Source organism: Caulobacter radicis (genome assembly GCF_003094615.1).
Taxonomy (GTDB): domain Bacteria; phylum Pseudomonadota; class Alphaproteobacteria; order Caulobacterales; family Caulobacteraceae; genus Caulobacter; species Caulobacter radicis.
Map to the genome: position 1 here is coordinate 32,592 of NZ_QDKO01000016.1, position 13,279 is coordinate 45,870.

Here is a 13,279-nt window from a genome sequence, read left to right on the forward strand (position 1 = left end):
AGGGAGAGTTCTTAGGCCGTCCCCAACTTGGCCACCAGCGCCGCGCCCGCCTCGTCCAGCCCCAGCACCTCCACCGCCGCGCCCTGGCGGCGATAGCGCAGGACCACCTTGTCGAGGGCGCCGACGGCGGTGAGGTCCCACAGGCGCACGCCGGTCATGTCGATCTCGACGCGCTCGGGATGGCCGTGGAACTCGAAGCCGGCGGCGAACAGTTCGGCCGAGACGAAGAACAGCTGGCCCTCGACGACGTAGCGGCGGGCGGTCTGCGTGCTGTCGGCGCGCTCGGCGACGTTGATCATCTTGCCGACCTTGCGGGCGAAGAACAGCACGCTGAGCAGCACGCCCAGCACGACGCCCTTGGCCAGGTCGTGGGTGATCAGCACCGTCACGGTCGTGGCCAGCATGACGATGGTCGACTGCAGCGGCGTCGAGCGCAGCTTGCGCACCGAGTTCCAGTCGAAGGTGGTGAAGGCGACCATGATCATCACCGCCACCAGGGCGGCCATCGGGATGCGGGCCACCCAGTCGCGCAGGACGAGGATCAGGATCAGCAGGAACAGGCCCGCCCAGAAGGTCGACAGGCGCGAGCGGCCGCCGGATTTGACGTTGATGATCGACTGGCCGATCAGGGCGCAGCCGGCCATGCCGCCCAGCAGCGGCGAGACGATGTTGGCGATCCCCTGCCCCCGGGTCTCGCGGTCCTTGTCGGATGGGCTGTCGGTCAGGTCGTCGAGTAGGTTGGCGGTCAGCAGGCTTTCCAGGAGGCCCACGAACGCCAGGGTCAGCGACACCGGGGCGATGATCTTCAGGGTCTCGAGCGTCAGCGGCACGGCCGGCAGGTGGAAGCCGGGCAAGGCCGTGGGAAGCTGGCCCATATCGCCGACGGTGCGCACCGGCAGGTTCAGGGCGATGGCCACGGCGCTGAGCGCCAGGATCGCCACCAGCGACGAGGGCGCCGCCTTCGTCAGGCGCGGGAAAAGATAGATGATCGCCAGGCCCGCCCCGACCAGGGCGAAGGTCTGCCAGTTGCCGCCGATCAACTGGGGAAGCTGGGCCATGAAGATCAGGATCGCCAGCGAGTTGACGAAGCCGCTCATCACCGAGCGCGAGACGAACTTCACGTAGCGGCCCAGCCGCAGCAGGCCAATGACGATCTGGATGACACCGGTCAGCGCGCTGGCGGCGAACAGGTACTCGATCCCGTGGTCACGGACGAGGCCGCCCATCAGCAGCGACATGGCCCCGGTGGCGGCCGAGATCATCGCCGGCCGGCCGCCGACGAAGGCGATGGTCATGGCGATGACGAAAGAGGCGTAGAGCGTCACGGCCGGATCGACGCCGGCGATGAACGCGAACGCCAAAGCCTCGGGGATCAGGGCCAGGGCGACGACCGTGCCGGCCAGCAGGTCGCGGCCAGGATTGGCGAGCCATTGCTGGCGCGTCTTGGCGAGGAAGCTCATGGGATCTGTCTTGCGTGGTGCGACGAGACGGGCGCCGCGAAGGTTTCCCGGGGGATCGGCGCCCGGGGTAGCCATCCGGCGAGGCCGGATCCGTTGTGCGGCCTGCTGATGCCGCATCCGGCCGCGCGGGGCAAGCACCCCGTCCGCGAACTATTTTTCCGTCGATGGTGGCCCAACTTGCGGTTTCGTGCTCCGCCTGCGTCAAGCTTAGGGGGCCGGCGAAAAAGCACGCCCCGCTTTGGTGGATGGGGAGTGCGATGACGCGACACGTAGCGATGGCCGGGGCCGCCCTGGCGCTGGTGATGACTTTCGGCGGCCAGGCCGCCTACTCGGCAGAGATCACCCCGCCCGCCCAAGCCTTCGCCCAGGACCCGGGCAGCGACTACTTCCTGGCCGACTACACCGCCTATGAGGCCTATCTGAAGACCCTGGCCGGCCAGTCGGACCGCATGAAACTGGTCGACATCGGCAAGTCCGAGGAAGGCCGCACCCAGTGGGTGGCCATCGTCTCCTCGCCGGCGAACCTCGCCAAGCTCGACGAATACAAGGCCGTCGCCCGCAAGCTGGCCAAGGGCGAAGTCGGCAAGGAAGAGGCCGAGAAGCTGGCCGCCACCGGCAAGGCAGTGGTCTGGATCGACGCGGGCATGCACGCCACCGAAACGGTGACCTCGCAGGGCCAGATCCAGGTGCTGTACCGGATGCTGACCAAGACCGATCCCGAGACGATGCGCATCCTCGACGACGTCATCGTGTTGTTCGGCCACGACAATCCCGACGGCATGGAGCTGGTCTCGGACTGGTACATGCGCAACGCCGATCCGCAGAAGCGCGAGTACAACTCGATCCCGCGCCTCTATCAGAAGTACGTCGGCCACGATAACAACCGCGACAGCTTCATGTCGCAGATGTCGGAAACCACCAACGTCAACAAGGTGCTGTTCCGCGAGTGGTATCCGCAGATCATCTACAACCAGCACCAGCCGGCCCCGAACGGCATGGTGGTGTTCGTCCCGCCGTTCCGTGACCCCTTCAACTACAACTACGACCCGCTGGTCATGACCTCGCTGCAGGAAGTCGGCATGGCCATGCACAGCCGCCTGGTGGCCGAGGACAAGCCGGGCTCGGGCGCCCGCAGCGCCGCCCCCTACTCGACCTGGCACAACGGCATGGAACGCTCCATCGCCTACTTCCACAACGCCGTGGGCCTCTTGACCGAGATCACCGGTTCGCCGACGCCGATGCCGCTGAACCTGGTGCCGGACGTGCAGCTGCCCAACGGCGACCGGCCGATGCCGGCCCCGCCGCAGACCTGGCATCTGGCCCAGACGGTCGAGTACCAGTGGAGCCTGGACCGCGCGGTGATGGATTACGCCTCGCGCAACCGCGAGCGCATGCTGTTCAACATCTGGAAGATGGCCAGCAACTCGATCGCCAAGGGCAGCAAGGACAGCTGGACCATCACGCCCACCGAGATCGACGACCTGAAGGCCGCCGGCGCCAAGGTGAAGTTCGAGGGCCGCGTCACCGGCTCGCCGACCTCGGCCTCGGTCGATCCGTCGCTCTACAAGACCATCCTGCAGGCCCCGGAAAAGCGTGATCCGCGCGGCTACATCCTGACCGCCGACCAGGCCGACAAGCCGACCGTGGTGGCGTTCCTGAACGCGCTGATCAAGGCCGGCGTCGACGTGGACGAGGCCACCAAGCCCTTCACCGTGGCCGGCAAGACCTATCCGGCCGGCTCCTATGTGGTGAAGACCGGCCAGGCCTATCGCCCGCACATCCTCGACATGTTCGAGCCGCAGGACCACCCGCACGACGCCGAGTATCCGGGCGGCCCGCCAAAGGCCCCCTACGACGTCACCGGCTACACCCTGGCCTACCAGACGGGCGTGAAGTTCGACCGCGTGCTCGACGGCTTCGACGGGCCGTTCCAGCGCGTGCCCGACCTGATCGCCGTCAAGCCGGGCGCCGTGAAGGGCTCGGGCAAGGCCGGCTGGCTGATCGACCACGCGCCCAACAACGCCTTCACCCTGACCAACCGCCTGCTGAAGGCCGGCGCCCAGGTCTCGTGGCTGAAGAACGGGGCCAAGGCCGGCAAGCAGAGCTTCGCCGCCGGGGCCATCTGGGTCCCCTACTCGCCCGCCGCTGCCGAGGTGATCGGCGCCGGCGTCAAGGAACTGGGCATCGACGCCTGGGCCGTGGGCGCCAAGCCGGGCGGCTCGGCCCTGCCGCTGAAGCCGATCCGCGTGGGCTTGGTGGACGTCTATGGCGGCTCGATGCCCTCGGGCTGGAACCGCTGGATGTTCGAGAAGTTCGAAGCCCCCTTCCAGGTGGTCTACCCGCAGCGCCTGGACGCCGGCGACCTGGCCAAGGACTTCGACGTCTTGGTGTTCGCCGACGGCGTGGTGCCGGCCACGCCCGGCGGTCCGTTCCGCGCCGGCCGCGGCTATCCGCAGCCCAAGGCCGAGGAGATCCCCGCCGAGTACCACTCGTGGCTGGGCACGGTGACCGACGAGACCACCATCCCGCAGCTCAAGGCCTTCGCCGAGAACGGCGGCACGGTGATCGCCATCGGCGCCTCCACCCGCCTGGCCACCGCCTTCGGCGCGCCGGTCGAGGTCGCCACGGCCAAGACCGAGAACGGCAAGCTGGTGGGCCTGTCGACCAAGGAGCTCTACATCCCCGGCTCGGTGCTGCGGGCCAAGGTCGACGTCACCCAGCCGCTGGCCTACGGCATCCCGGCGGACGTGGACATCTTCTACGACCGCTCGCCGACCTTCACCCTGAAGTCGGACGCCAAGGGCGTGTCGAAGGTCTCGTGGTTCGACAGCGACAGGCCCCTGCGCAGCGGCTGGGCCGTCGGCCAGGAGCGCCTGAAGGACACCACGGCGATCCTCGACGTCGACGTGGGCAAGGGCAAGCTGTTCGTCATGGGCCCGGAGATCACCCAGCGGGCGCAGTCGTACGGGACCTTCAAGTTCCTGTTCAACGGCATGCTGTACGGGCCGGCGGTCAGCGCGGGCAAGTAAGGCTCTCGCGAGCTGAAAATGGAAAAGCCCCGGTCGCAGGACCGGGGCTTTTTCTTGGGAACCTCCCCCTGTGGGGGAGGTGATCGCGAAGCGATCGGTGGGGGGAGTGGCTGCGAGGCCGGCCAATTCAACGGAAGCTGAAAACGTCCCCCCACCGGCCTTCGGCCGCCTCCCCCAAAGGGGGAGGTTCTCTATCGAATAACCCGAGCCCCGGCGCCCTTCACCAGGGCCTCGACCTCCTTCAGGCGCACCATCGAGGTGTCGCCCGGGGTGGTCATGGCCAGGGCCGCGTGAGCCGCGCCGTAATCGACGGCGGCCTGGGGACCCAGGTTCTCCATCAGGGCGTAGGCCAGGCCCGAGGCGAAGCCGTCGCCGCCGCCGATGCGGTCGTAGATGGCCAGGCCGTCGCGCATCGGGGCCTCATAGAAGGCCCCGCCGGCCCACAGGATGGCGCCGAAGTCGTTGACGCTGGCCGAGCGCACGGCCCGCAGGGTGGTGGCCAGGACCTTCAGGTTCGGGAAGGCCTTCACCGCCTGCGGGGCCAGGGTCTTGAAGTTGGCCGGATCGGTGGGTTCGAGCCCCTTCACCAACCCGTCGATCTCCATGCCCAGGCACACCACGAAGTCATGATCGTTGCCGATCATCACGTCGGTCATGGCGGCGATCTTGCGGTTCAGGGCCTGGGCGGCGTCGAGGCCGCCGCGGTCTTTCCACAGCGAGGCGCGGTAGTTCTGGTCGAAGCTGACGATGACGCCGTGCTTCTTGGCGACCTCAAGGGCCTCCAGAACCACCTCGGCGGTGTTGGAGGCCAGGGCCGTGAACACGCCGCCGGTGTGGAACCAGCGCACGCCTTCCTCGCCGAACAGCCGCTCCCAGTCGATCTCGCCGGGACGCAGCTGCGAGGCCGCCGAGTTGGCGCGATCGGAGACGCCAAGGGCCGGACGCACGCCGAAGCCGCGCTCGGTGAAGTTCAGGCCGACCCGGGTGTTGCGGCCCAGGCCGTCGAACTCGCGCCAGACCACGTGGCTTATGTCCACGCCGCCCTGGCCGATCAGGTCCTGGACCAGCCAGCCCAGGTCGCTGTCGGGCAGGGCCGTGGCGACGGTGGCGCGCTTGCCCCAGCACTTGCTCATGCCGCGGGCGAAGTTGTATTCGCCGCCGCCTTCCCAGACCTGGAACTGGCGGGCGTTGCGCACCCGCCCGTCGCCGGGATCGAGCCTCAGCATCACCTCGCCGAGGGCCGCGCAGTCCCAGCGGGTCTCCGACGCCGGGCGAAGCTTAAGGATCGGGTCGCTCATCAGGCCTTGCCGCGCACCTTGGCGATCAGGTCGACCGTCTCGCGCACCTTCTTGGAGATGCCGGCGTAGTCCTTGGCGTCGAGGGCTTCCTGGGTGATCAGCTTGGAACCCATGCCGGCGGCGACGATGCCCGCGCCGAACCACTTCTTGATCGAGGCCTCGTCCGGATCGACGCCGCCCGTCGGCATGATCTTGGTCCAGGGCATCGGGCCCATGACGGCCTTGATGAAGTCCGGGCCGCCGACCGACGAGCCGGGGAACACCTTGACGATCTCGCAGCCCAGTTCCTGGGCGTAGGAGATCTCGGTCGCCGAGCCGCAGCCGGGGCTGTAGGGGATCATGCGGCGGTTGCAGAGCTTGGCCACGTCGGCGTTGACGATCGGGCTGACCATGAACTTGGCGCCGTTGGCGATGTAGAGGCCGGCGGTCGGCGCATCGACGATCGAGCCGACGCCCATAATCACGCGCGGATCGGCCGAGGCGAAGTGCTTGGTGACTTCGTAGAAGACGTTCGCGGCGAAATCGCCGCGGTTGGTGAACTCGATGCAGGGCGCGCCGCCGTCGGCGCAGGCCTGGATGACGTTCTTACAGATCTCGACGTCCGGGTGGTAGAACACCGGCACCACGCCTTGGGTCTCAAGGGCCTGCAGCACCGCCATACGGTTCTTCAGCATTCTCGTACTCCTCCCGGAAAGGGCCGTTCTTGCGCGAGGCGCCGCCGTGGCGCGCCGCGCGTGGAAGATCTGTTCGGGCGATCCCTTAGCCCGCGCGCGCGACTTGCGCCACAGGGCGTGGCTGCCGCCGCGTCACTTTCCGCGAGCCCCCCGCCCCCGGCGAAATAAAGGGCGCCGAGCCAAGGCCCGGCGCGCACCCCAAGGTAAAATGAAGGGCGTCGAGCTAAAGCTCGACGCCCTGGAAAAGTTTGCGCAGGAGCGAACTCAAAGAGCCGCAGGACGCCGGATCGGGGGAGCCGACCCAAAACGTCGTGACACCGGTAGCAACAAGAGCTCGGCTCGTTTTGTCACCGGTGTCATAGACAGATAAGCGCAGTTTCGGCATTTGAGCAAGCCTGTAGAAAACGCAGGTTCCCGAGCGTCGCGTTTTTGACGGGCGCGCGGATTCATCCCGCGTGCCCTGCTCAAGTCGGGATCAGCCAGTGTTGCGCAGGCCGGCCGCGATACCGGCCACGGTCAACTGGATGGCCAGGCGCACGTCCTCGGCCTGCTCGCCGCCGCGACGGCGGGCCAGCAGCTCCAGTTGCAGGTGGTTCAGCGGATCGACCGAGTGGCCGGCCAGGGCCACCGACTCGGCCAGCTCCGGCTGGTTGTCGAGCAGGCTGGCGCCGCCGCGGATGGCCAGGGCGATGCTCTGGGCCGCGTCGTGCTCGCGCTTGATGGTGTCGAAGATCCGCTGGGCGTTCTCCTGGTCGGGCGACAGGGCCACGTAACGGGCGGCGATGCCCATGTGGCTCTGGGCCAGGGCCAGCTCCATGTTCGACAGCAGCGAGGCGAAGAAGTCGAAGTCGCCGGCAAGGTCCTGCAGCTGGCCCGTCGACAGGCCCGCGCGCTCGACGCCCGAGGCGAAGCCGTACCAGCCCGGCAGCATGAAGCGGGCCTGCGACCACGAGAACACCCACGGGATTGCCCGCAGGTCCTCGATCTTGCGGCTGGCGGTGCGCGACGCGGGGCGGCTGCCGATGTTCAGGCCGACGATCTCGCCGATCGGGGTGGCCGACCAGAAGAAGTCCTCGAAGGCCGGATCATCATAGACCAGCGCGCGGTAGCCCTCGAACGAGGCCTGGGCCAGGGCGGTCATCGCGGTCTCGACCTTGGGATCGGGGCGATTGACGTCGCGCTGGCTGGACTGAACCACGGCGGCGGCCAGGCCGTCGAGGTTGCGGCGGGCCGTGGGTTGGTCGCCGAAGCGGCGGGCGATCATCTCGCCCTGCTCGGTCATGCGGATGCGGCCCTGGACGGTGCCGGCCGGCTGGGCCAGCACGGCCTCGGCGGCCGGACCACCACCGCGCCCGACGCTGCCGCCGCGACCGTGGAACAGCTGGATGCCGACGCCCATGCGGTCGGCCTCGAACGCCAGGGCCGAGGCCCCACGCGCCACGCCCCGACGCGAGGCGACATAGCCGCCGTCCTTGTTGCTGTCGGAGTAGCCGAGCATGATCTCCTGCACCGGCCGGTCGCCCAGGATGGTGCGGCTGATCGGCAGCTCAAGCCACTGGCGCAGCACGCGCGGGCCGTTCTCCAGGTCCTCGATGGTCTCGAACAGCGGGGCGATCTTCAGCGACGAGCGCGGCGCCGCCCCGCCCCAGACCAGGCCGACCTGCTTGAGCAGAACCAGCGGCTCGAGGATGTCCGACAGGGTCGCGGATTTGGAGATGATGTAGGCGCCGATGCAGGCGTGGCCGTAGTCGCGCACGGCCTGGGCGGCCGCTTCCATCGTGGCCAGTTCCTTGGCCGTCTCCTCGCCATAGGCGGTGAACGGCGAGACCAGGGGCCTCTGGTGCGAAAGCTCCTCGATCAGCAGCTTGGAGCGGGCCTCCTCGTCGAGGTCGAGGTAGCGCACGCCCGAGCCCGAGCGTTGATAGAGCTCGTGGATGGTGCGCTCGTGGACATCGGCGTTCTGGCGCAGGTCCAGGCTCATCAAGTGGAAGCCGCAGGCCCTGGCGACGGCCACCAGGGTGCGCAGCGAGGCGCCGACCAGACGCTCGCCGCCGTTGGCTTCCAGCGACTCGATGATGATCTGCAGGTCGGCGACGAAGGCGTCGGGGTGGGCGTAGGGCGCAACGTCCGTGCGGCTGGTGGCGTAGGCCACCCACTGGCCGGTCAGCTTCTGCGACACGGCGGTGAGGCGGTCGAAGATCAGCTCCAGGGCCAGGCGATAGGGCTCGTCCAGGCGATGCACCGACGGGTCCTTGGCCTGGGAGGCCAGGGCCAGCAGTTCGTCGGAGACGGGGGTGTAGGCGGTCGAGACGGCGAGGTTCGACCACAGCTTGCGCACCTCGCCGGCGTACCAGTCGAGGATCACCCGCGACTGCGACGAGAGGGCCAGCTTCAGGGTGTCGCCGTTGACGCCGGGGTGGCCGTCGCGGTCGCCGCCCAGCCACGAGCCCATCTTCAGGAGCGGCGCGATATGGCCATGGCTGCCGATCTTGCCCGACCATTCCTCGTAGAGATCGACCATGGCCGGCAGGATCGAGGTGCGGACGATCGACAGGGCGTTGCGGATCTCGTCCTTCACGGTGATCCGCTCGGGGCGATAGAGGCGCGTGCGCCACATCAGGGCGATCTCGCGGAACAGGCGCTCGCGGATGTCGGCTTCCAGGTCGGCCGGCAGGTGATGGCGGCGCAGGGTCATCAGGCGCGAGATCTCGGTCTCGCGGTCGACCATGCTGCGGCGGCGCACTTCGGTCGGGTGGGCGGTCAGCACCGGCACCACGTTCATGGCGGCGAAGATCTTGGCGAGTTCCGCGTCGGTCTTGCCCGAGGCCTTCAGGGCCGCGACGGCGTCGACCAGGGTGCGGGCGCGCTCGTCGCCGGGACGGGCGTCGGCCTCGGCGTGGCGGCGGCGGCCGGCGACGTCTTCGCCGATATTGGCCAGCAGCGAGTGGCTGGCGAAAGCCCGCGCCAGGAACACGGCCTGGTCGTTGGAGAGATCGGCGAACAGGTGGTCGAGGCCGGGCGCCTCGCCCTCGGCGGTCTCATGCGCGGCGGCCTTGCGGGCCTTGCTGACCAGGCCGGCGGCCTCCTCCCCTTCCAGATAGCCGATGGCCTCGATCAGCAGGTCGCCGAGCAGGTTGGCGTTCTGCCGGACATCACGGCTGGTGGGACGGCTGGCGCCGAGGGAGAGGGCCGAGTCGCGCATGCGCATGCTCCATCACCGCCATCAGGGAGAACGGCGGATCGTCGGGACTGTAAGAACAGATCTAACGGTTCTCGCGTTCAGCCCGGCCCGGTCGAACGCTGTGCGGGCTCTAGCGCCCTTCTTCGCCTTGGGGAAGCGGGGCGATGCGATGGTTGCGCTACCATCGTTCAGCGGCGCGCATTTTGTGCGTGGTCGAGCGTGATCGCGCCCCGGAAACGAAAAATCCCCGCGAAGTCGCCTTCGCGGGGATCCAACGCTCGGCAGGCCCGAAGACCTGGAGACTTAGCGGGCCAGCCAGCCGCCATCGACCGGCAGGGTCACGCCCTGCACGTAGTCGGCCGCCGACGAGGCCAGGAACACGGCGGCGCCGCCGAGGTCTTCCGGACGGCCCCAGCGGCCGGCCGGGATGCGGGCCAGGATCGAGGCGTTGCGGTCGGCGTCGGCGCGCAGGGCCTCGGTGTTGTTGGTGTCGAAGTAGCCCGGCGCGATGGCGTTGACGTTGATGCCCTTGGTCGCCCACTCGTTGGCCAGGATCTTGGTCAGGCCGGCCAGGCCCGACTTGGCGGCCGTGTACGACGGCACGCGGATGCCGCCCTGGAACGACAGCAGGCTGGCGATGTTGATCACCTTGGCGCCGGTCCCTTGCGCCAGGGCCTGCTTGGCGAAGGCCTGGGTCAGGAAGAAGACGACCTTGAGGTTGGTGTCGATCACCGCGTCCCAGTCGGCTTCCGAGAATTCGATCGAGTCGGCGCGGCGGATGATGCCGGCGTTGTTCACGAGAATGTCGACCTTGCCGAGGGCGGCGACGGTTTCGTCGATCACGCGCTGCACGGGCTCGGTGGTCGAGAAGTCGGCCTTGATCGACACGAACTTGCGGCCCAGCGCCTCGACGGCGGCCTTGGTCTCGGTCGGTTCGCTGCGGCCGGCGGCGGCGATGTCGGCGCCGGCTTGAGCGAGCGCGATGGCGATCCCCTGCCCGATGCCGGTGTTGGCGCCGGTGACGAGCGCGACCTTGCCTTCGAGGCTGAACGGATTGGCCATGATGCTTAGTTTCCTGAATCCCAATTGCTTCATCCCGGCGGCCCGAAAGCCGCGCGGGACCCGGGGACGACGTCGCGCCTCCGGGTCCCGGCTCTTACGCTCCACTTCGGCCGGGATGACAACCGAAGCAAAACTGGAAGGGGCTTTGGCCCTACTTCAGCTGGCAGATGTCCAGCACGTTCATGTCGGTGTAGTCGAGGTTCTCGCCGCCCATCGCCCAGATGAAGGTGTAGTTGGCGGTGCCCGAACCCATGTGGATCGACCACGGCGGGCTCATGACGGCCTCTTCGTTGGCGATCACGATGTGACGCATCTCGTCCGGCTCGCCCATGTAGTGGAACACGCGGTCGTTCTCGCCCAGGCCGAAGTAGAAGTAGGCTTCCGAACGACGGTCGTGCAGGTGGGGCGGCATGGTGTTCCAGACGCTGCCCGGCTTCAGGACGGTCATGCCCAGCAGCAGCTGAGCCGACTTGCAGGTGGTCGGGACGATGTACTGGTAGATCGTGCGCTCGTTGCTGGTCTCGAGAGCGCCGCGCTCCAGCGGGATGGCGTCGGCGAACGCCAGCTTCTTGGTTTCGAACGAAGCGTGGGCCGGCAGGCTGACCAGGTAGAAGCGAGCAGCTTCGCCGTTCACGCCTTCGAAGGTCACGTCCTTGGCGCCCATGGTGACGTACAGGCCGTCACGCGGAACGATGTCGTAGACGACGCCGTCGACGGTGATCTTGCCGGTGGTCTCGCCGACATTGATCACGCCCAGCTCGCGGCGCTCCAGGAAGGGGTGGCCGGCGGCCGAGGCGGGCTCGGTCTGGTCGGGCAGCTTCACGGCGGTCGAGGCGACGACGCCGCCGACCACGAAGCGTTCGGCGTGGTTGTAGTTCAGGACGATCTCGCCTTCGACGAAGAGGTCCTGCATCAGGTAGCGGTCGCGCAGGTCGTCGTTGCTGACGGCGAACATCATGTCCGGATGGGTGGCGTGGTAGGTCTTGGCGAACATCGAGTTTACTCCGGAAGTGGTGTTCTTATTCGGCAGCGAGCGCCGGGGCCGGTAGCGGCCGCGGCTGATCGAGCTTGTAGGCCTTCTTAGGCAGATTGTACGTCAGGTCTACGATGAGCTCCTGAGCTTCCACCAAATCCATGCGGTGCTCGCTCACCATGCGCGCCAGGAAGGCGCTGTCGACGCGGCGAGCGACATCGTGGCGGGCGGGAATCGACAGGAAGGCGCGGGTGTCGTCGTTGAAGCCGACGGTGTTGTAGAAGCCGGCGGTCTCGGTGACCTGCTCGCGGAAGCGCATCATGCCTTCCGGGCTGTCGTGGAACCACCACGAGGGACCCAGCTTCAGCACCGGATAGTGGCCGGCCAGCGGGGCCAGCTCGCGGCTGTAGGTTGTCTCGTCCAGGGTGAACAGGATCACCGACAGGCGCTTGTCGTTGCCCAGGCGAGTCAGCAGCGGCTTCAGCGCATCGACATATTCCGTGCGCATCGGAATGTCGGCGCCCTTGTCGCGGCCGTGCGATTCCAGCAGGCCCACATTGTGGTTGCGGTGCGAGCCGGGGTGGATCTGCATCACCAGGCCGTCCTCGAGGCTCATCTTGGCCATCTCGGTCAGCATCTGGGCGCGGAACAGTTCGGCCTTCTCCGGCGTGACGTTCCCCTTCACCAGATCGGCGAACAGGGCCTCGGATTCGACGTCGCTCAGGTCGGCGGTGGCGGCGGTCGGGTGACCGTGGTCGGACGAGGTGGCGCCGGCCTCGATGAAGGCCTTGCGGCGGATGCGGTGGGCTTCGAGATAGCCCTTCCAGCTGTAGACGTCCTGGCCCGAGATCTCGGCGAAGCGCTCGAACGCGCGCGGGCTGCGCTCGTCCTCGAAGTCGATGACCGCGTCGGGGCGATAGGCGGTGATGACGTGGCCGCCCCAGCCGCTCTCACGGATGGCCTTGTGGTGCTTCAGCGGATCGTGCGGGCCCTCGGTGGTGGCCAGGGTCTCGATATTGAAGCGGTCGAACAGGGCGCGCGGACGGAAGGCGTCGGTGGCCAGGGCCTCGTTGATGCCGTCGAAATAGGCGTCGGCGTTGTCCTCGCCGAGGAACTCGGTGAAGCCGAACACCTTGCTGAACACGTGGTTCAGCCAGATCCACGACGGCGTGCCGCGGAAGAGGTGGAAGTTCTGGGCGAACAGCTTCCAGGCCGCGCGCGGATCGGTGGCCGGCACGCCCGACTTGCGCGGCACCTTCAGGTCGTCCAGCGCCACGCCCTGGCTGTAGAGCATGCGAAAGACGTAGTGGTCGGGCGCCAGCAGCAGGTCGGTGGCGTCGCGGAACGGCTCGTTGGTGGCGAACCAGGCCGGGTCGGTGTGGCCGTGTGGGCTGATGATCGGCAGGGCCGCGACCGTCGAATAGAGCTCACGGGCGATGCCGCGGACGGTGGGATCGGCCGGGAACAGGCGATCGTCGTGCAAAATCAGGGGCCGGGCCATGGCGTGTCTCCTCGTCCCTTCGCCGGCGGCTGCTAACTGGCCGCTTCGTGGCGCTTGGTAACCGGTGTCAAAGTTCGGTGCAAGGTGCAGGGCGCGGCGCG

Annotated in this window: 8 protein-coding genes and 1 other annotated feature; of the genes, 1 reads left to right on the forward strand and 7 read right to left on the reverse strand. The window is 67.9% G+C overall.

The features are described 5' to 3' along the window. Nucleotides 1–11: 11 nt before the first annotated feature. Nucleotides 12–1,460 carry a SulP family inorganic anion transporter gene (locus tag DDF62_RS09895; protein ID WP_116488964.1) on the reverse strand — a complete coding sequence of 483 codons (1,449 nt, stop codon included), beginning with the start codon at nucleotides 1,458–1,460 and terminating at the stop codon, nucleotides 12–14. Between the two features lie 41 nt (nucleotides 1,461–1,501). Continuing rightward, nucleotides 1,502–1,555, reverse strand: a sequence feature (sul1 is cis-regulatory element that is thought to sense ions involved in sulfur or methionine metabolism; They are found in Alphaproteobacteria). Nucleotides 1,556–1,624: 69 nt separating this feature from the next. Here DDF62_RS09895 and DDF62_RS09900 point away from each other — a divergent pair. Then, the gene (locus tag DDF62_RS09900) at nucleotides 1,625–4,489 is read left to right on the forward strand and encodes a M14 family metallopeptidase (RefSeq protein ID WP_425267038.1); all 2,865 of its coding nucleotides are present in this window, start codon (nucleotides 1,625–1,627) and stop codon (nucleotides 4,487–4,489) included. 191 nt (nucleotides 4,490–4,680) lie between these two features. On the opposite strand, the gene DDF62_RS09905 is transcribed toward DDF62_RS09900, so the two are convergent. From DDF62_RS09905 to uxaC, 6 genes are all read right to left on the reverse strand, one after another. Beyond that, nucleotides 4,681–5,787 carry a sugar kinase gene (locus DDF62_RS09905; RefSeq protein WP_116488966.1) on the reverse strand — a complete coding sequence of 369 codons (1,107 nt, stop codon included), beginning with the start codon at nucleotides 5,785–5,787 and terminating at the stop codon, nucleotides 4,681–4,683. Then, nucleotides 5,787–6,461 (reverse strand): bifunctional 4-hydroxy-2-oxoglutarate aldolase/2-dehydro-3-deoxy-phosphogluconate aldolase, encoded by a 675-nt coding sequence (locus DDF62_RS09910; RefSeq protein ID WP_058348668.1) that lies wholly within the window; start codon nucleotides 6,459–6,461, stop codon nucleotides 5,787–5,789. The genes DDF62_RS09905 and DDF62_RS09910 overlap by 1 nt, the downstream gene beginning before the upstream one ends. A 475-nt stretch (nucleotides 6,462–6,936) precedes the next feature. Continuing rightward, nucleotides 6,937–9,663: a phosphoenolpyruvate carboxylase gene (gene ppc, locus DDF62_RS09915; RefSeq protein WP_116489009.1), complete on the reverse strand. Its 2,727-nt coding sequence runs from the start codon at nucleotides 9,661–9,663 to the stop codon at nucleotides 6,937–6,939. Nucleotides 9,664–9,945: 282 nt separating this feature from the next. Continuing rightward, nucleotides 9,946–10,704, reverse strand: coding sequence for a 2-dehydro-3-deoxy-D-gluconate 5-dehydrogenase KduD (gene kduD, locus DDF62_RS09920; RefSeq protein WP_058348670.1), 759 nt, complete (start codon nucleotides 10,702–10,704; stop codon nucleotides 9,946–9,948). Nucleotides 10,705–10,855: 151 nt separating this feature from the next. Beyond that, nucleotides 10,856–11,698, reverse strand: coding sequence for a 5-dehydro-4-deoxy-D-glucuronate isomerase (kduI, locus tag DDF62_RS09925; protein WP_116488967.1), 843 nt, complete (start codon nucleotides 11,696–11,698; stop codon nucleotides 10,856–10,858). Between the two features lie 25 nt (nucleotides 11,699–11,723). Continuing rightward, entirely contained in the window at nucleotides 11,724–13,178 is a 1,455-nt protein-coding gene (gene uxaC, locus DDF62_RS09930; RefSeq protein ID WP_116488968.1) for a glucuronate isomerase, read from the reverse strand. Between the last annotated feature and the right edge of the window lie 101 nt (nucleotides 13,179–13,279).